Origin of the sequence: Saccharopolyspora sp. ASAGF58 (assembly GCF_012277335.1) — a bacterium.
GTDB lineage: Bacteria > Actinomycetota > Actinomycetes > Mycobacteriales > Pseudonocardiaceae > Saccharopolyspora > Saccharopolyspora hattusasensis.
On sequence record NZ_CP040605.1, the window covers coordinates 5,574,298 to 5,593,149 of the forward strand.

The window sequence follows — 18,852 nt, forward strand, 5'->3', positions numbered from 1 at the left end:
ACCACACCGGGGCGCCGCGCGCCGGCCCGCAGCCGGCCACGTCGGGACGCGGTCCGCAACCGAGAACGCCTGCTCGAAGCCGCGGGGGAGTTGTTGCGCGCCGACCCCGGCGGTGTCTCCATGCCCGCGGTCGCGGACAGGGCCGGCCTGTCGGTGCCCACCGCCTACCGGTACTACTCGGCGCTGGACGACTTGCTCAATGCCTACCTGCACCGAGTGATCGTCGAACTGCGCGACTACAGCCACGACTGCCCGAAAACCGGTCCGGCGCTGTTCGGAGAAGTCGCCGTCGAATGGGCCCGGCTGCTGGAGAGCTACGGGGCCGCGATGGTGCAGCTGCGCTCCCGCAGCGGTTTTCTGGCGAGGCTGCGCGGCAACGACCCGGTCATCTCCACCGTGCGGGAGGCGTGGGAACGACCGGTCCGCAGTGTGATGCGGCACCTGAAGATCCCGGACGAGCACTTCGAACACGCCTTGCTCCTGTGTAACATCATGTTCGACCCGCGCGAGATCTTAGACCTCGTCGAGACCGGCCTCACTCGTGACGAGGCCCTCCGGCACCTCGAACACGCGTACTTCCAGGCACTTGTGGGATGGGCCAACGCCGCTGGCGCCTGAGTTCCACGGCGATCGTCCGGGGCATTCGGTGCGAGTCGTCCACCTGCATCGGACTATCCACAAGGGAATCTTCGCGCCCCGGCAGCAGCAACGTCAACGGCGCATGCCGCGACGTTTCGGTCAGCCGGCGGACGGCGGCGAGATTCGGTTCGTGCTCTGGATCACGGCGCGCAGCGCAGCGCTGCCCTGAATCTGAAGCCACCTGCTGGCGGCAGGACAGCCCGTGCCTTCGGCCTCCGCCGACGTCGGCCGGCGACCCGAACGCCCGGCCGCGGCATGACCGTCGCCAATGGACAGTCATGCCGCCGGATACCCGCCTGTCACAGTCTCGGGTTGAACGGGTCGGTGACGCTGCCGTCGGCATCGATCAACTGGTTCCCTGTGCGGTGAACTGGGAAAAGGCTTTCGAGAATCGGTGGAGGCTGGATACCTCTGGTGATGCCGCGGATCTCCGACCACCGGCCGGAGGTCCGGTAGTAATTCACCGACGTTTCCGCTGCCGAACGTGTGGGTATCCCCACAGCGCAATGGTTCTTGACTGGGGGGATGATGACCAAGATGAGGAAATGCGCTGCCGCCGCGGTCGGTGGCGTGGCCATGGTGGCGGCGTTGGCGGTGCCCGGCGTTGCGGCGCACGCGGCCGCAGTGCCTGAACAGGACAAATCCTTCATGACGCAGGCCGCGCAGGTGAACCTGGCGGAGATCACCATAGGCAAGCTGGCGCTGCAGAAAGCCACCACGCCGCAGGTGCGGTCGCTGGCGCAGGAAACGCTCACCGACCACCAGGACGCGCAGGGCAAGCTCGAACGGCTGGCGGAGCAGAAGGGTGTGACGCTGCCGTCGTCGCCGAATGCGCAACAGCAGAGCACCGGAAAACAGCTGGAGAGCGCGTCGGGCGCAATGTTCGACACCATTTACCTGCATGCGGAGATCTCCGGGCACCAGGAGGCGAGCACGCTGACGCGTTCCGAAATCGATTCCGGTGGGAATGCTGACGTGCAGAGCTTCGCGAAGGACTTTCTCCCGGCGGTCCTTAAGCACCTGAGCCATGCCCAGGAGGCCGCGAAGGCCCTCGGAATTCCGCCGAAGGGGGCCAACACGGGTTCCGGCGGCCTGGCGGAGCGAGCGCAGTCCAGCGCTGGTGATCTGGGTTTGGTCGCGGGCGGTTTGGCGATGGTCGTGGCTGCCGGTGCGGTGCTGCTGCGGTGGCGCCGGCCGACCGGGTGAGCTCATGGCGACGCCGGGCGCCGGTGGTCGTGCTGGCGCTCGGCCTGGTGACCGCGGCGGCGGGACTCGGCCACGCTCTGGTCAGCGGTCCCGCCCTCCCGCACACCGGGACCGTTCCGCCTGCCCATGCGGGACCTTTTACGGCTCCAGCGCAGGAAACGCTGGAGCCGGTGTCGCTGAGCGAGGTGCCGCAGCGCATGCGGCTATCGGCGATGGGTGTCGACGCGCCGGTGCGGCCAGTGCTGCCCGGGCCGGACCGCCAGCTGAGTGTGCCCGAATCTCCCGACGTGGTCGGCTGGTGGAGCGCCGGCGCCGCGCCGGGTTCCCGGACCGGCACAGTCGTGTTGGCTGGGCACGTCGACACCCACAGCGCCGGTCCGGGTGCGCTGTTCCGGGTGGCTGAACTCCAGCCGGGCGATCGGCTCGAGGTCACCTCCGCGCACAGCACGACCCGGTACCGGATCGCGGCAGTGCGCAGCTACCCCAAGGCATCCCTGCCGGCGGACCTGTTCGACCGCACCGGCAATCCGCGCCTGGCGCTGATCACCTGTGGAGGCGCCTTCGACGACAGCACCCGCCAATACGAGGACAACATCGTCGCCTACGCCGTTCCGGCATAGGCGGCATCGCGTTCGTCCACCTCGTCACGTGCTGGGGGCGCTCCCAGTAGAGTTCGAAGGTCTGCTGCAACCATTCCTGGTCGAACCAGCTGATCCCCGCGCTGCAGGATGGTGTCGCCGGGCACCTCCGGGAGCTGAGGGCGCGGCTGATTCTGGCGATTTCGCGCGAAATCGCCGCTGGTCCCTCGTGGGTGTTGGCGATTTCGCGCGAAATCGCCAACCCTTGCCGAGCTGCTCGTGCAAACGTTTGAAGCCCGAAATGGTGGGCGTCTCGGAGCTGGACCCACCGGTGTTGCGGTGCTCGTTGCCAAGTCGATTGAGACGGGAGGATGCCGTGCAGACGCGGCGTCGCCGGGCTGGATGGAGCTGTGCCCCGGCTCCGGTCCCGGCGGAGCTGAGGGCGCGGCTGATTCTGGCGATTTCGCGCGAAATCGCCGCTGGTCCCTCGTGGGTGTTGGCGATTTCGCGCGAAATCGCCAACCCTTGCCGAGCTGCTCGTGCAAACGTTTGAAGCCCGAAATGGTGGGCGTCTCGGAGCTGGACCCACCGGTGTTGCGGTGCTCGTTGCCAAGTCGATTGAGACGGGAGGATGCCGTGCAGACGCGGCGTCGCCGAGCTGGATGGAGCTGTGCCCCGGCTCCGGTCCCGGCGGAGCTGAGGGCGCGGCTGATTCTGGCGATTTCGCGCGAAATCGCCGCTGGTCCCTCGTGGGTGTTGGCGATTTCGCGCGAAATCGCCAACCCTTGCCGAGCTGCTCGTGCAAACGTTTGAAGCCCGAAATGGTGGGCGTCTCGGAGCTGGACCCACCGGTGTTGCGGTGCTCGTTGCCAAGTCGATTGAGACGGGAGGATGCCGTGCAGACGCGGCGTCGCCGAGCTGGATGGAGCTGTGCCCCGGCTCCGGTCCCGGCGGAGCCGAGGGCACGGCATCAATCGTCGTTGCGCCCGTAACCGCCGCCGCCCGCGGTCTGGATGCTCAGCGTCTCACCCCGTTGCAGGTCGAGACGGTTCATCGCGGATAGCTGCTGCGAACTGCCGTTGCGGACGACGTGGACCTGTGCCGGGGATCCGGGCTCGCCGCCGTGCAGCCCCCACGGGCGCCGGGTGACCCGTGCGGTGGCCACCACCGCTGACACCCGCCCAGCGGTCACTTCCAGCTCCCGCACGAGTCCGCTGCCGCCGTTGAACCTCCCGGCCCCGCCGGTCCCGTGCGCGATGGCGTAGCGCTTGACGCGCAGCGGGTACTCGCGCTCGATGACTTCGCACGGCGTGTTCCTGGTGTTCGTCATGTGCGTGTGCACGGCGTCCGCGCCGTCCATGCTCGGCAACGCACCTTGACCGCCACCGTAGGTTTCCACGTACGAGAAGTAACGTTGCGTTTCGGGATCGTGGCCGCCGATCGTCACGATGCTCATGCTGCCGCTGGAGGCAGCCGGGACGCGGTCCGGAACGAACTGCTCGAACGCGCCGAACAGGACGTCGACGATGCGCTGGGCGGTCTGCGTGTTGCCGTTGGACACCGGCGCCGGGAACTGCGCCGCGACCACGCTGCCCGGGCGAGTGCGCACCGAGACCGGGCGCATGAGCCCTTCGTTAGAAGGCAGCGTCGGATCGGCCAGCGCTTTGACCGCGTACGCCGCACAAGCCTCCGCGATCGCGTAAGAGCAGTTCACCGCTCCCGCTACCTGGTCCGCGCACTCGGTCAGGTCGACCACGAGTTCGTCGCCCCGCTTGCTCACCGTGGCAACGATGGGCACGTCCTCCTCCCGGACCCCGGTGTGCTCCAGGTAGTCCGCGAACCGTGCGCACCCGTCGGGCATCGCGCGCAACGCCGCGCGGGTGCGGCGCTCGGCGTAGTCGATCAGCGCCTCGCCTGCCGCGCGGAACCGCGCCACGCCCCAGTCCTCGACGAGCTCCTGGATGCGCCGGGCCCCGAGGCTGTTGGCCGCGACCTGGGCCATGAGATCGCCGCGGGTCTTGTCGGCGGTGCGGACGTTGGTCAGCAGTAGGTCGAGGACGTCCTGCTGGATCTCGCCCCGCTTGATCAGGCGCAGCGGCGGAATCCGGATGCCTTCCTGGAAGATCTCGGTGGCGTGGGTGGCCATGGATCCCGGCGCGAGCCCGCCGACGTCGACGTGGTGGGCCATGTTGGCGACGACCGCGATGACCTCGCCGCCGACGTGGACCGGGGTGATCAGGCACGTGTCCGGCAGGTGCGATCCGCCCAGGTAGGGGTTGTTGGTGATGACGACATCACCCGGGGCCAGGGAGTCGACGCCTATCTCGGCCAGGGTGTTGCGAATCAGGGTGGGCATCAGGCCCAGGTGCAGCGGGATGTGCTCGGCTTGGGCGATCAGTTCGCCGCCTGCGCGGTAGACGCCTGCGGAGCAGTCGCGCCGGTCCTTGATGTTGGGGGAGTAGGACGTGCGGATCAGGGCGGTGCCGACCTCCTCGGCGATGGACTCCAGGCGGTTGCGGGCGATCTCCAGGTCGGCGGGGTCCAAGGCGATGTGCTGCGTCATCGGGCTTCCTCCGGGTGGATGTGCAGGAATCCGTGCTCGTCGTGCCAGCACGCCTGCCCGGGGGAGACAACCGTGGTGGAGTCGAGCTGTTGCAGGACGAGCGGTCCGGCGAGGCTGACTTGTGCCGGCAACTGCTCCCTGCGGTAGACGGGGGTGTCGTGCCACTGCCCGTCGAAGTACGCGCAGCGCTTGCCCACCGGGTCGGGAGCATCACCGGTGGCGAGTTTCGGCTCGACGCGTTGTTCTTGCCATCCCGCGGTGACCGTGACACGCGCGGTCACGATTTCCAGCGCCGCGTCGGCGTCGCAGAACCCGTAGCGCTCCTCGTGGATCGTGTCGAATGTTCGGCGCAGTACGGCGAAATCGTCCGTCCACGCGGTGCGGAGTTCGTAGCTCTGCCCGAGGTAGTGAGCGTCCACGGCACGTTCGAACACGGCATCGGTGGCGCTGACACCCTCGTCTTCAGCCAGGAAGTCCTGCGCCTGAGCGGCCAAGGTGTCCAACGCTTCGGACACGGACGGCATTGCGGAAGCAGTCGTCGCCGACACGTTGAGGGCGAAGTCGTGTCGCACGGGCGTGTCCAGCATGCCGACCGCCGACGCGATTCCCGGGTGCGGCGGAACGACCGCGGCACGCATGCCCAGCTCGCGGATGAGCTCCGCGGCGTGCAGCGGCCCGGCTCCGCCGAAGGCCATCAGCGTGCACTGGCGCAGATCCACTCCGCGCTCGACGCTGACCTTGCGGATACCGCGCCCCATGGTCGCGTTGATGACGCGCAAGACACCGGCCGCGGTCTCGGTATCACCGAGCCCCACATCTCGCGCGAAGTCCGCCAGCCGCCGCCGCGCAGTTGCCACGTCCAGCGGTAGGCGCCCGTCGAGCAGGCTGTCGCCGAGGCGGCCGAGGAGCGCGTGGGCGTCGGTGACGGTGATGTCGGTCCCGCCGTGGCCGTAGCACACGGGACCGGGCCGAGCACCTGCGCTGTGCGGCCCGACCCGCAGCCCGTCCCCCGAGTCCCGCCATGCGATGGAACCGCCCCCGGCCCCGATGGTGTGCACATCCACCATGGGCATGCGTAGCGGGTATCCCTCGATCTCACCTGCGGTCATCTCGTCCGGCACGCCGTCGCGGATCAGCGCGATGTCGGTGCTCGTGCCGCCGATGTCGAAGCTGACCACGGAGGGCAGTTCGAGCTGCCGGGCCCACCGCGCCGCGCCGACCACACCGCCGGCGAGTCCGGAAAGGACGGTGCGAACGCTCTGCTCCTGCGCCACGCGCGAACCGAGCAGACCGCCGTTGGACTGCATCACCCAAAGCCGCGCCGGAACACCGACCTGCGACAGCTGCTTGTCGAGGCGGTCGACGTAGCCGGCGATCTTCGGCTGGACGTAGCCGTTGAGCACCGCTGTCGAAGTGCGTTCGTACTCGCGCATTTCCGGTGTGATCGAGGTGGCGGCGAACACCGACGGCACCGCCTCGGCCTCGCGGAGCGCCTCGACGACCTGGTCCTCATGTGCGGGGTTGGCATAGGCGTTGAGCAGCGAGACGACCACGACGTCGGGTTCGGCCGCGCGGATCCGGGCAATCAACTCGTCGAGGTGGCGCCGGTCCACCGGCGCGAGTTCCGAGCCATCCGCCGCGAGCCGTTCGCGCACTTCCCAGGTCAGCTCGGCGGGGGCCAGGGGACGCGGGCGGCGCGCGGTCTGGTCGTACAGGGAAGGGCGCGTCTGGTAGCCGATCGCCAGCAGGTCCCGGAACCCGTCAGTGGTCACCAGGCCGACGCGTGCACCGGTACCGGTGATCACGGTGTTGGTGGCCACCGTTGTGCCTTGCACGAAACGCGTGACTTCACCCGGTTGACCGGCCACTTCGGACAGTGCTTCGGTGAGGCCGGCGATCACCGCTTCGTCCGGGGCGTGCGGAGTGGACGGGACTTTCCACACGAAGACCGAGCCGTCCGGTCGGTTCACCGCGATGTCGGTGAACGTGCCACCGGTGTCGATGGCCACTCGGTAACCGCGCTCTTCCGCCGGTGTGGGAAGGGACATCAGAACTCCTCGATCAATTCCGCCGACCGACCGCGTCGGCCAGGATGTTTCGGTTGCGGGTCTCGGGCAGCAGAGCCAATGCGACGAACCCGAGCACGGCTGCGATGGCACCGACCCAGAACACCGCGGTTCCCAACCCGATCGCGGTGCCCCACGCGCCCACGGACAACGGCCCGAACGCTGCGAGACCGCGCCCGACGTTGTAGGCGAAGGCCTGCCCGGAGGCGCGGGACGTGGTCGGGAACAGCTCCGCGAGGTACGCGCCCATACCGCCGGCCTGCCCGGAGGCGAAGAAGCCGAGCACGAAGCTGATGGCGTACCCGATCTCGGGATGTGCGATGGGGGAGAACACGAACAAACCGATGCTCGCCACCGAGCCGAGGAAGAACAACGCGAAGGTGGGGCGGCGTCCGATCGCGTCGTGGACGAACCCGGAAGCCAGGTAACCGGCGAACGAGCCGATGATCACGACCCAGGTGTAGCTCGCGGTACCGATGACCGAAAGGCCGCGCTCGGACTTCAGGAACAGCGGCAGGAAGACGAACACCGAGTAGTAGATGCCTTGGATGCAGATGCCCAGCAAGGTCGCGAGCAGCGTGGTCCGGAGCTGACCGCGGGTGAACAGCGCCGCGAACCGGTTGTGCCGCACGGGCGTGATAGCGGCGAGATCGATGCGGTCGCGCGTGGTCCGGCGGATGACGAACGCTACCGCAGCAGGCAGCACGCCGATCGCGAAGAGCACCCGCCAGGCGAACTCGGGCGGCATGAACGAGAACACCAGCAGGTACGTCGCGGTGGAGACGGCCCAGCCGATGGCGTAGCAGCTCTGCACGAACGCCAGGACGCGGCCGCGGCGAGCGGCCTGGGTGTACTCGGCGACCAGGGCCGCGCCGACTGCCCACTCGCCGCCGAAAGCCACGCCCTCCAGCACCCGCCAGGTCAGGAACTGCGGAAAGTCCTGCGCAGTCGCGGTCAACGCGGTGAACACGCTGTAACCGATGATCACCCAGGTCAGGACTCGCACGCGGCCTAAGCGGTCGGCGAGCACACCGCACACCACGCCACCGACCGCGGACGCCACGATGCTCAGCGCCGTGACCCAACCCGCCAGGGCGGTCGAGATGCCCAGCACCGGTAGGAGCACGGTCAGCGCGAAGGAATACATGGTCCAGGTCAAGCCGTCCAGACCCCATCCGATGCCGGCAGCGGCTACGGCACGCCGGGCATCGGAATCCGATCTGGTCGGGGTGTCGGCCTGCGTTGTGGTCATGACGAGCTCCGATCCCTGGGGTTCCCTACCTCTTCTGAGCACCGGAGCGGCCACGAGGCCCGGCGATCGCTCCGGGGAAGTGCTGAACGGTCCGATGTGGACGGATCGCGGGTGGTGCCGCTGCGGTCCTCGGCCACGTCATCCGGCAGTCCCGAATTCTCGCCGGGCGCGGCAGGATTCCTTTTCACCGAAGGGGAAAGCTCGGCATCGGCTGCGACCCTGCGCACCGTGAGCCACAGCATGGTGTGCCGCAGGCGACCTCGCTCAGGCGCCTCGTCGTGTTGGACGCGACAACGGACAGCTTCGACCCGCACCGGCGATGCAGGAAGACGTGGTTCAGGGCGCCATTGGCCACGTACGAGAACGAGTCGATGCCAACACCGGCGAGCGCGGATCGGACACGGTCACTGTCGAGTCGGACACCGCGCGGCACGGTGTAGAGGTCTTCCATCGCTGAGCACCCTTTCGCGTCAGCTCGATCGTCGGGCGGCCTGGAACGTGCGCACCCGCTGGAGATCGCGGACTTCGCCGGCCGGCCGGAATCATGAGCGCGCCGATGGCGACGGGCTCGAGGGCAGCTTCGGGTTCGTGCCACCCGGCCGGCTCATTTTGGAATTCGAACCGTATACGAAAGCTACCTTGGGGTGTCCCAGAACACAAGACCCCGCGTCACCTGGGGCGACGCGGGGTCTTCGGCTGGGGGCGGGCCGCGGATGGGTTCAGGAATCGTGCGGCACCAGTGGGGTGGCAGGCAGCTCGCCCGCCAGTTCGATGCCGTCCACCGTGCGGGTCTGGAGGAACTCCACGACCCTGTCCCGGAACAGGTGGACGTGCCTGGCAGCGATCTGCTCGGCCGCATCCGCGTCGTGATCGCGCACCGCCGCGAGCATCTCCTCGTGGTCCTTGCAGGTGCGCTTGAAGTGCGAGACGAGGTCCGCGGCGAGCCCGGCGTCCCCGCCGAAGCTCAGGTACGCGAGGCGCTGGCCCTGATCGTGGATCGGCCACGCCAAGCTGCGGAGGTGCTCGTTTCGCGCATGCAGCGCTTCCAGCCGGTGCAGGTGCGCGTTCGCCGCCGAGATCGCCGCCGGTGAGCCCGCCTTGATCGCCTCGTTGACCTCGGTATTCGCCCTCGCGAGTTCCTCGATGCTCCCCTCGGTGGCGCGGGCCGCCAGCAGCCGCGCGGTCGCCCGCGCCACGACGATGTGGGCCTCGAAAAGCTCGGCGATGTCCACCAGGTCGAGGGGACGCACCGTGAAGCCACCCTTGGGCCCGACGTTGACCAGGCCTTCCGAGCTCAGGCGGAACAACGCCTCGCGCACCGGGGTCCGGCTCAGGCCGAGTTCTTCGGCCAAGCTGATGTCGTCCAGGCGCTCGCCGGGGCGGGCCTGCAGCGTGACGATCTTGCGCTTGAGCTCCTTGTGAGCCTGGTCCATGACGGAACGATCGCGCTTGGGCACGGGTTCACCTTCCCGCCGACGGGCACTGAGTCCGCAGCTCGCCACGACTAACTCCAGGCTCGAATACTAGTGGAATTCCAACGCGCCCCACGGCCGCCGGGTGCGCGGCCACGGGGCGATCTATAAAGATCGGCTATAGCTTTACTGCCTTTTCATATCGATGAGGTATTGCAGCGATTCGTCGGGGGAGTTGAGAATCCCCGTCCATGGATGCAGACGTCATTGTGGTGGGGCTCGGCAGCGTGGGGGCGATGACCAGTTGGCGCCTCGCCGAGATCCACGGTGCGCGGGTCGTCGGCGTGGAGCGGCACGCGCTCGGGCACGACGCCGGGGGCTACGCGGGCGAGTCGCGGCTGTTCCGCACCGGGTACCACGAGAGCCCCGAGTACGTCCCGATGCTGCTCCAGGCCCGCGACCTCTGGCAGGAACTGGAGCAAGGCGGGCAGCGGACCCTGTTCCATCCCTCGGGGGTGCTGTCGATCGGCGCTGCGACGATCGCGCCGATGCGCAACGTGCTCGCTTCGGTGCAGCAGCACGGCATTCCGCACGAGGTGCTCGACGCAGCCGAGCTGAAGAGCCGGTTCCCGCAGCACGGGTCGATCACCGATGAGATCGGCGTTCTCGACCGGCTCGGTGGTGTGCTGCGGCCCGAGTCCGCGGTGCAGGAAGCGCTGCGCCGGGCGCGGAGAGCGGGGGCTGAGCTGATCGACAACGCCCCGGTTACCGGGATCGAGGCAGTTCCCGGTGGCGTGCGGGTCTCGACCGCGCGGGGTGTCCGCACCGCCAAGCACGTCGTCATCACCGCGGGGGCCTGGGCGGCGCAGCTGCTGCCGGAACTGCGGGAGTTCATCGACATCCGCCCCCTGGTGCTGACCTGGTTCGCCCCGGAGAATCCGAAGCAGTACGCACCGGAGGTCTTCCCCGGCTTTATCCGTGACCTCGGGGACGTCCACCTGTTCGGCGTCCCGAGCGTGGACGGCGCTTTGGTGAAGGCGGGCTGGGCCGACGCCTGGGGCTCGATCGACGATCCTGCCGAGCTGACCCGCTTCCTGGAACCGAGCGCCCTTTCCGGGGTCGGCCGCGAGGTCCACACTCTGGTGCCGGACCTGCCGGCGCACCCGAGCCGGCACTCCGTCCATATGGACTCCTACACCCCGGACCGGCGGGCCGTGATCGGGGCAGTCCGGCCCGGTGTGGCGGTCGTCGCGGGGCTGTCCGGCCACGGCTTCAAGCTCGCGCCCGCGTTCGCCGAGATCGCGGCCCGCTTGGCCCTCGGACTGCCGCAGCAGCACGACATCTCGCTGTTCGCGCCGGACCGGTTCGGGGGCTGACGTGGAGCTCCGGCTGCTGCGCCACTTCGTGGCCGTGTACGAGGAACGCAGCTTCACCGCTGCGGCGCGACGCCTGCACACCGTGCAACCTCCGGTGAGCCAGGCGATCGCCAACCTCGAGCACGAACTCGGGGTGCGGTTGTTCGAGCGGACCAGTCGCTCCGTGTGGCCCACTTCCGCCGCCGACGTCCTCTACCCGGAGGCGATCTTCCTGCTCCGGAGGGCTGCGGAGACCAAGACGCTGGTGCGCGGGGACGCGGGCCGCACCCCGGTCCGGATTGCCGCGGTGACCTCCGCGTTCCCCGCCCTGCTCCCGGCGCTGCTGCCGGAACTGGCGGAGTGGGATCCCGTGGTGGTCGACCTTGGCAGCTCCGAGCAGCGGCACGCCCTCGCAGCCGGGCGCATCGACCTGGCCATCCTCCGGGACTGGGCGGACGACGCCCCGGACCACATCGTGCTCGCCGACGAACGGCTCCTGCTGGCCGTTCCGCTTGATCACCCCCTGGCGGAGGCCGACACCGCATCCCTGCGCTCCGTCGCCACGGAGCGGATCGTGCTGTTCGCCCGGGACCGCGCCCCGGTCGCCTTCGACGCGATCGCCGCGGCCTGCGCCGAAGCCGGGTTCTCCGCCGAACCGGTGGCCCACGTGCAGAGCGAGCAGGCGATGCTGGGTCTGGTCTCGGCCGGGCACGGCGTGGCGATCGTCTCCGAGATCCTCGGGCTCACGTCCTGGCCCGGCGTGCGCTTCCTGCCGCTTCCCGACACGACCACGCGCTCGCCGCTGCGTGCGCGGGTCGCCAGCGGGGATCCGCTCGGGTTGCTGCCGGTCGTCGAGCGCGCCTTCCGGTCCGCCCAGCAGGCGCTCGGTTTCGGCGGGAACGACCCCGCTCGCAGCAGCGCGAATCATCCCACCGCCCCCGACGCCGGATAGGCCTCGGGAAGGCACCCGCAACCAACAACGTAGGAGTCCCGTGGATTACTCAGCTTGGTCGCTGCTCGTCGACGCCGGCCTGATCGGCCTTCTCCTAGTGGTCGGAGCCACGCTGCGGGCGACCATCCGACCGCTCCAGACCTTGATGGTTCCGGCCAGCGTGCTCGCCGGTGTGCTCGGGCTCGTGCTCGGGCCCGGGGGATTGGGCCTGCTGCCCTTCTCCAAGCAGCTCGGCGCGTACTCGTCGGTGCTCATCGTGGTCGTGTTCGCGTGCCTGTCCTTGACCGACGACGTCGACCTCCGGCGGCTCGGTCGCTCGGTGGCCGGGTTCGCGAGTTACGGCGTTGCGTTCTATGCGGCCCAGATCGTCGTCGGCGTCGTGCTCGGTCTGCTGGTGCTCGGCCCGCTGTTCGGCACGCACGACGGGTTCGGCCTGCTGCTGTTCGCCGGATGGGCCGGCGGGTTCGGCTCGGCCGCGGCGATGGGCACGGTCTTCGGGGACGGCGGCTGGACGGAAGCGCAGTCGCTGGCCTTCACGTCCGCGACCGTCGGATTGCTCGTCGGCATCGTCGGCGGCATCATCCAGGCCAAGATCGGAGCGAAACGCGGGTACGCCAAAGAGTTCAAAGGGCTGAGCGCGTTGCCCGAGCACCTCCGCACCGGGGTCCTCCGCACGGACGAGGAGCGGCCGGCTATTGGCACGCACACCTTCTCGGGCGGTTCGATCGAGTCGCTGAGCTTCCAGGCCTCGATCGTCCTGGTGATCTCCGCAGCGGCGTACGGGGTTAACACGCTCCTCGGCGAGGTCTTCCCGTCGGTGTCGTTCCCGCTGTTCTCGATCGCGTTCGTGGTCGGGCTGGTCCTGCGCGGGCTGCTGTCGGCCACCAAGACGCGTCGGTTCGTCGACCCCGAGTCGCTCAAGTCGATCTCGGGCAGCGCTACCGATGTGCTCGTGGTCTGCGGCATCGCCTCGATCGTCCCGAGCTTCGTCGCCGGCTACTGGCTGCCGCTGCTGGTCCTGTTCGTCGTCGGACTGGCGTTGTGCTTGCTGCTCGGCCTCGGTGTCGCGCCGCGAATGCTCGGCGACGCTTGGTTCGAGAAGCAGATCTTCACCTGGGGCTGGGCGACCGGTTCGGTCTCGACCGGGATCGCGTTGCTGCGCATCATCGACCCGCGGCTGCGTTCCCGGACCCTGGAGGACTTCGCCATCGCCTACCTGCCGCTCCTCCCGGTCGAGGTGACGGCGGTGACGTTCACCCCGGTGCTCGCGCTCGCAGGCGCGAGCTGGGCCATCGCCGGAATCTGGGGCGGTATCGCGGTACTCGCCCTGGCCCTGCCCCTCCTGTTCATCCGCCGAGCACCGGCTAGCACCGGGAGTCGTGCGTCAGAACCGACCATGTGACACTCGCCGGGATGCCGTGTGCGCGGCATCCCGGCCCGCACCTGGATGCGGCGAACGTGTTGCTGTTCAAGGGTTTCGATCCGAGGTAGGTGCGCACCCCTGCCCGGTTCTAGCCGGAAGGTTGCCCGCTGCGCTCCGGGCTTCCGGGTGCACGGCCGCTGAGCGCCTCGTGGGCGGCGATGCGCAGGTATTCCTGGAAGGCGGCCCCAGCAGCATGTGCAGGGGAACCCTCGGGTGGGGCTGCGACCATCATCGTGGTGGTGGGTCGCGAGGAGATGGGAACCACCTGCACCGCGTCCGGTTTGAATCGGGATACCGACTCCGGGAGAACGGTGAACCCCAGGCCTCCGGCTACGAAACCCAGTGCGGTCTCCTGGTGGACGACCCGATGCGTCACCCTCGGGAACGGCACGGGGCTGCTGAAGATCAACTGGAGCTGGGCGACGAACCCAGGCATCTCGCGCGGCGGGAAGCTGATCATGGGTTCGCCGGCGAGCTCCTCCGGGGTCACCTCGGCGTACGACGCCAACCGGTGGTCCGAAGGCAGGCAGGCGACCAGCTGTTCGGTGTAGAGGTCGTGGAGGGGCAGGCCCGTGCTCGCGTCCCCGCCGCGGACGACCCCGAGGTCCAGGGTGCCGTCGTGCAACTGGTCGAACTGCTCGCCACTGGTCAGCGGGGTGAGCACGAGCTCGACGCCGGGTAGCTCCTGGCGGAAGCGCCGCACGGCCAAGGGCATGACGCTGTAGCTGGCAGAGCTGACGAAGCCCACGGTCAGCTTCCCGGCGCGTCCCGCGCGCACTTCGTGCAGGTCGGTGACGGCGTCGTCCAAGGCGTCGAGGAGTCCGCCGAGTCGTCTGCGCAGCTCTTCGCCTGCCGGTGTGAGTCGCACCCGCCTAGTCGTGCGGTGGAACAGCTCGACACCGAGTTCGGCTTCCAGCTGGCGGATCTGGTGGCTCAGCGGGGGCTGGGAGATGCGCAGGCGTTCAGCCGCGCGGCCGAAGTGCAGCTCGTCGGCGACGACCATGAAGTACCGGAGGCGGCGTACGTCCACCAGCCGATTGTAAAAGGTTCGGGTATCAGTTCGCGACGAACAGGTATTGGACAGATCTGAATGTCGCGAGGTCTGATGGGCCTCGTCCACCTTTCCATCCCGATCCCACGATCTTCCGGAGCCGCGTCGTGCCTCTACTCCAGTCGCAGTACGCCGTCATCGGTGCCGGTCTGGCAGGTTCCGCCGCCGCATGGCAGCTGGCCTCCCGGGGGCACGAGGTCACCCTGCTCGAGCAGGCGACTCCAGCCCACCGCGGTGGAAGCTCCCACGGATCGGCGCGCATCCTCCGCTACGCCTACGCCGAGCACCTCTACTCCCGGTTGATGCTGGCGGCGAAGCCGTTGTGGGACGAGGTCGAACGAAGCGCGGGCAGGGAGCTCATCACGCCGACCGGTGCCCTCGACTTCGGCGCGCAACGCCATCCCGGACACCTCGCGCAGGTCCTCGGCGACCTCGGCATCGACCACGAGTTGTTGAGCGTCCAACGGGCCACCGAGCGGTGGCCGGAGTTCCGCTTCGACACCCCCGTCCTGTGGCATCCGGGGGCCGGCGTGATCAACGCCCAGGCCGCCGTGGCGGCGATGGTCGACCTCGCCGTGGCGCACGGAGCACGCCTCGAGACGGGCTGGCACGTGGCGTCGGCTGCTCGGGCTGGGGCCGGCTACCGGCTGGTCTCAGCCGGCGGTGACGTCGTTGACGCAGAACGAGTTGTGGTGTGCGCCGGCGGATGGTTGCCCGATCTGCTGTCCGAACTGTCACTCCCGCAAGGGTTCCTGTCCGGAATGCCGTCGTTGGTGGTCTGCCAGGAACAGGCCTACCACTTCCCGTACCGGGACCGGGCTGCCGCCGGGGGCAGTACGCCTGCCGCGCCATGGCCGACCTTCGTCTACAAGAGCGACCGAATCCAGGTGTATGGCTTGCCGGGCGGCGAGGACGCGGGTTTCCGCGGCCAGAAGGTCGCGGAGTTCAACGGGGGCAAGCGGCTGACGTCAGCCTCGCAGCAGGACCAGGTCGTCGATCCCGGCAACCGCCGACGAGTCACCTCCTACGTGCAGGAGAACATCCCCGGTCTGGCAGCGGAGCCCTATGCCGAGACCACGTGCCTCTTCACGAACACCCCCGATGAGAACTTCGTCCTCGACCGCGCCGACCGGGTCACCGTGGTGTCCCCCTGCTCCGGGCACGGGGCGAAGTTCGCACCCCTGATCGGTGTCCTGGCCGCCGACCTGGCGAGTGCCGCAGACGCTTCGGACGCCCACATCGTGCCGCCGGAGTTTCGCGTTGCGGTCAAGTCCGGCTGAGCGGTGCCATTCGCCCGGTGCCACGAACGAACCCGGATCCCACGACGAAGGGGACGCACCATGCTTGACCGGCCCAGCACAGTCACGTCGTTGCTCCGCGACATCCACGATGTCGGTACCGACCCAGTTCGAGGCGGGTATTCGCGTCCCGTCTTCTCGAACGCCGAGCTCGACCTCCGGACGTGGTTCACGTCGGAGGCTGCCGCCCGGGGGCTAGATGTCGAGACCGACCGCAATGGCATCATGTGGGCCTGGCTCGACGTCCCGTCAGGGGAGCGAACCGACGCGGTGGTCACGGGCAGCCATCTCGACTCGGTGCCGGGCGGCGGAGCCTTCGACGGCCCCCTGGGCGTCGCGTCCGCGCTCGCTGCGGTGGACCTGCTTCGGGGTCGAGGACACCAGCCACAACGCCCCTTGGCCATCGCTGTCTTCCCGGAAGAGGAGGGCTCCCGGTTCGGATTGGCTTGTCTCGGCTCGGGAATCATGACCGGGGTCGTGGACGTGGCGCGGGCGCTCGACCTCACGGACCAGGAGGGCGACACCCTGGCCGGCGTCGTCGGTCGTAACGGCCTGAACCCGAACCGGCTGGGACCGGACCGGGAGGCGATCGGCCGGATCGGGGCATTCGTCGAGCTGCACGTCGAACAGGGGCGAGGTCTCGTCGACCTCGCTCAGCCCGTGGCGATCGGCTCGTCGATCATCGGGCATGGCCGGTGGCGGTTCACCGTGACAGGGCAGGGGAACCACGCGGGAACGACGCTGATGTCCGACCGGCGCGACCCCATGACCGTGGCGGCGCGCATCGTCCTGGCAGCCCAGGACACAGCACGTTCCACGCCGTCTGCCCGCGCGACGGTCGGACGAATCGCGCCGGTCCCGGGTGGCACCAACGTCATCGCCTCCTCTGTGGACGTTTGGCTCGACGTGCGGCACCCGGACGACGAGGTAGCACGCGCGCTCGTGCGGACCATCACGGACGAAGCGCACGGATCCGCGGCCCGAGAAGGCTGTTCGGTCGCGATCCGTGAAGAGTCGTTCAGCCCCACGGCCCATTTCGACCAAAGCCTCCAACGCCGCATCGCACGAGTGCTCCCGGATGCCCCGATCCTGGACACCGGTGCCGGCCACGACGCTGGAGTGCTGGCGCCGTTCGTGCCGACGGCGATGCTCTTCGTCCGGAACCCCTCTGGCATTTCGCACTCCCCGGAGGAACACGTCGAGCCGGTCGACAGCGAGGTGGGCGCCGAAGCGCTCGCGGATGTGCTGGCAGACCTGACAGATCGACCAGACACCGCTGGCTCGACCACCAGCGCGCAGGTACGACTTTTTCGCGCGCGTCGATCGCGATCTTGACTGGTGCGTGGAAGTGCGGTCGGAGGCTCTGCCGCTGAGCAAGGACGGCAGGATCGACATTGCGGCGAAGGCGAAGGAAAAGATGTCCGCCCGAACACGGTTGGACCTACCGGGTGTCAGATGTTCTACCGACCCACCCACGACGTACCCCTGATGCAGTTCGGCAACGCCGCAGCACGAGCTGGGAACGGCGCCGCAGCACGGGAATACCTCAACGCCGCAGCCGAGGTTTCCCGGCGGCTCGGCGAGGACCGCAACGACTACTCCACGACGTTCGGGCCGTCGCTGATCGCGATGCAGTCCGCCGACGTCCGCATTGTCTCGGCGACTACGACCGGGCGGTGGGCGCCGCGGCGACGATGCCGCGTCAAGGTGCGGCGTTGCCGACGATGGCGCACTGCCGCCACCTTGCCGCCGGGCGCTTACCCACGTTCGGCTCGGCCAGCCCGAAGCTGCGCTGCCGCTCGTGCGCGGATCTCCGAACGGTCCCAAGTGGACTTCGAACCGCTGGAGTGCGGCCTCCGCGCGGAGGTCCGATGGCCACGACGGCACCCAGCCCGGGCGGATAAATGGACGCCGGAAGAGCTAATTAGGGTATGTATCGGCGATGTGGCGGGCCGCGCCGTGCCGGAAGCGGTAAGCGAGGAAGACCCGTGCGTGTTTTTGGGTGCCATAGCACCCACAAACGCTCACGGGTGTTCTTCGGCCACGCGAAGGTGGCCATCGGGAGACGTGTGAGTACGCGGTTTCCAACACCATCGCCGCCAGTTCTGCGTCCGATCCTGTACCGCGCCCCGTATTCCCGCTGACTCGGCGATCGAGGTTCCCGGCCAGCCGGTGCTGCCGACCGGGAGCACCGCATGCCCGACGAACCTGCCGCCGATGCCAGGTCGGTGCCGGCGTTGGAGCGCCGCCGCCTGGAATCGGTGGCGCACCAGCAGCGGGCGGAGTCACTCATACCGAACCGGACCCGGCCAGCTGAGGCGTTGGGCTCACCGACACTGCTGCCTCAGCGCGGCCAGCGGTGTGCTGATTAGGAGAGCTGCTGCGGGAGACCCCGGAAACTGCACTCCACCCAGACCCCGCAGGCACCCTGTGATGATCTTCCTGTCCGGTCAGGGACGATACCGCGCACGCTCAACAGGAATGGCTGGTCGACCTCACCTCAGCAATCTGTCACCTAATTAGCGGACCGCGTCGACGCAGACGGGGAGCTCGGCGCGTTGAGCCGATCTATCTATCAACCCGAGATCGCCGCCGACGCCGTACGCTACGGCGCCGCCCCGCAGCGCTGCGTGCCCGGCTCTCCTGGGAGTCGCGTGAGTCGGGCTAGCTGTCCTGGCTCGGAGCACGCCCACTGAGGCAGCGGTATCTCGTTCGAGATCTCGGGGTTATTGATAGGGAACTCAAGGGTGTGATCTTCGTTGGTCTGGCGGGATCGCTGGTGTGCGGGATGCGCGGAGGTTATCGCCTGAGGTGCAGGAGGATCTGCGGCGTAGGGTGGTCGCGGCGGTGCATGGTGGGATGAGGCAGGTCGAGGCGGCGCTGGTGTTCGCGGTAGCGCCGCAGTCGGTGTCCGGATGGGCGCAGGTGTGGCGGAAACAGGGTTCGAAGGGTCAAGCACGACCAGCTCGCCATTGCGTGCGGTGCCGGTTCGCCCGGCAGCCGACCTGATCGACCTACTCGCTTCGTGCGGCGTGAGTTGTCTCTACGAGGCGAAGC

General features: G+C 68.6%; 14 protein-coding genes. 8 read left to right on the top strand and 6 right to left on the bottom strand.

Features of this window, described 5'->3' with window-relative positions; genetic code table 11:
- Nucleotides 1-69: 69 nt before the first annotated feature.
- The 3 genes from FDZ84_RS26185 (at nt 70) to FDZ84_RS26195 (ending at nt 2,465) form a co-directional block, all read left to right on the top strand.
- Nucleotides 70-618, top strand: a complete 549-nt coding sequence (locus tag FDZ84_RS26185) for a TetR/AcrR family transcriptional regulator (protein WP_256413775.1) — start codon at nt 70-72, stop codon at nt 616-618.
- A 558-nt stretch (nt 619-1,176) separates the two neighbouring features.
- Nucleotides 1,177-1,845 carry a DUF4142 domain-containing protein gene (locus FDZ84_RS26190; RefSeq protein ID WP_168588037.1) on the top strand — a complete coding sequence of 223 codons (669 nt, stop codon included), beginning with the start codon at nt 1,177-1,179 and terminating at the stop codon, nt 1,843-1,845.
- A complete protein-coding gene (locus FDZ84_RS26195; RefSeq protein ID WP_168588038.1) occupies nt 1,824-2,465 on the top strand; it encodes a class F sortase in 642 nt (213 codons plus the stop codon). Before FDZ84_RS26190 ends, FDZ84_RS26195 begins: the two co-directional genes overlap by 22 nt.
- Nucleotides 2,466-3,393: 928 nt before the next feature.
- On the opposite strand, the gene FDZ84_RS26200 is transcribed toward FDZ84_RS26195, so the two are convergent.
- The 4 genes from FDZ84_RS26200 to FDZ84_RS26215 form a co-directional block, all read right to left on the bottom strand.
- The gene (locus FDZ84_RS26200; RefSeq protein WP_168588039.1) at nt 3,394-4,986 is read right to left on the bottom strand and encodes a hydantoinase B/oxoprolinase family protein; all 1,593 of its coding nucleotides are present in this window, start codon (nt 4,984-4,986) and stop codon (nt 3,394-3,396) included.
- Entirely contained in the window at nt 4,983-7,034 is a 2,052-nt protein-coding gene (locus tag FDZ84_RS26205; protein WP_168588040.1) for a hydantoinase/oxoprolinase family protein, read from the bottom strand. Before FDZ84_RS26205 ends, FDZ84_RS26200 begins: the two co-directional genes overlap by 4 nt.
- A gap of 13 nt (nt 7,035-7,047) precedes the next feature.
- A complete protein-coding gene (locus tag FDZ84_RS26210) occupies nt 7,048-8,304 on the bottom strand; it encodes an MFS transporter (protein ID WP_168588041.1) in 1,257 nt (418 codons plus the stop codon).
- A 719-nt stretch (nt 8,305-9,023) separates the two neighbouring features.
- Entirely contained in the window at nt 9,024-9,761 is a 738-nt protein-coding gene (locus FDZ84_RS26215; protein ID WP_246868435.1) for a GntR family transcriptional regulator, read from the bottom strand.
- A gap of 206 nt (nt 9,762-9,967) precedes the next feature.
- Between FDZ84_RS26215 and solA the strand changes: the two genes are divergently transcribed.
- Genes solA through FDZ84_RS26230 form a run of 3 tightly spaced genes read left to right on the top strand, consistent with a single transcriptional unit; the run spans nt 9,968 to nt 13,425 of the window.
- On the top strand, nt 9,968-11,092 hold the full coding sequence (gene solA, locus FDZ84_RS26220; protein ID WP_168588042.1) for an N-methyl-L-tryptophan oxidase: 1,125 nt from the start codon (nt 9,968-9,970) through the stop codon (nt 11,090-11,092).
- A 1-nt stretch (nt 11,093) separates the two neighbouring features.
- Nucleotides 11,094-12,023, top strand: coding sequence for a LysR substrate-binding domain-containing protein (locus FDZ84_RS26225; RefSeq protein WP_168588043.1), 930 nt, complete (start codon nt 11,094-11,096; stop codon nt 12,021-12,023).
- A gap of 40 nt (nt 12,024-12,063) precedes the next feature.
- The gene (locus FDZ84_RS26230; RefSeq protein ID WP_168588044.1) at nt 12,064-13,425 is read left to right on the top strand and encodes a sodium/glutamate symporter; all 1,362 of its coding nucleotides are present in this window, start codon (nt 12,064-12,066) and stop codon (nt 13,423-13,425) included.
- Between the two features lie 109 nt (nt 13,426-13,534).
- On the opposite strand, the gene FDZ84_RS26235 is transcribed toward FDZ84_RS26230, so the two are convergent.
- The gene (locus tag FDZ84_RS26235; protein ID WP_168588045.1) at nt 13,535-14,476 is read right to left on the bottom strand and encodes a LysR family transcriptional regulator; all 942 of its coding nucleotides are present in this window, start codon (nt 14,474-14,476) and stop codon (nt 13,535-13,537) included.
- Nucleotides 14,477-14,604: 128 nt separating this feature from the next.
- Here FDZ84_RS26235 and FDZ84_RS26240 point away from each other — a divergent pair, with 128 nt between their 5' ends.
- Both FDZ84_RS26240 and FDZ84_RS26245 read left to right on the top strand, forming a co-directional pair.
- Nucleotides 14,605-15,777 carry an FAD-dependent oxidoreductase gene (locus FDZ84_RS26240; protein ID WP_168588046.1) on the top strand — a complete coding sequence of 391 codons (1,173 nt, stop codon included), beginning with the start codon at nt 14,605-14,607 and terminating at the stop codon, nt 15,775-15,777.
- A 60-nt stretch (nt 15,778-15,837) separates the two neighbouring features.
- Nucleotides 15,838-17,130 (top strand): allantoate amidohydrolase, encoded by a 1,293-nt coding sequence (locus tag FDZ84_RS26245; RefSeq protein ID WP_168588047.1) that lies wholly within the window; start codon nt 15,838-15,840, stop codon nt 17,128-17,130.
- Between the two features lie 260 nt (nt 17,131-17,390).
- Here the strand turns inward: FDZ84_RS26245 and FDZ84_RS26250 are convergent, their stop codons facing one another.
- A complete protein-coding gene (locus tag FDZ84_RS26250) occupies nt 17,391-17,528 on the bottom strand; it encodes a hypothetical protein (protein WP_168588048.1) in 138 nt (45 codons plus the stop codon).
- Between the last annotated feature and the right edge of the window lie 1,324 nt (nt 17,529-18,852).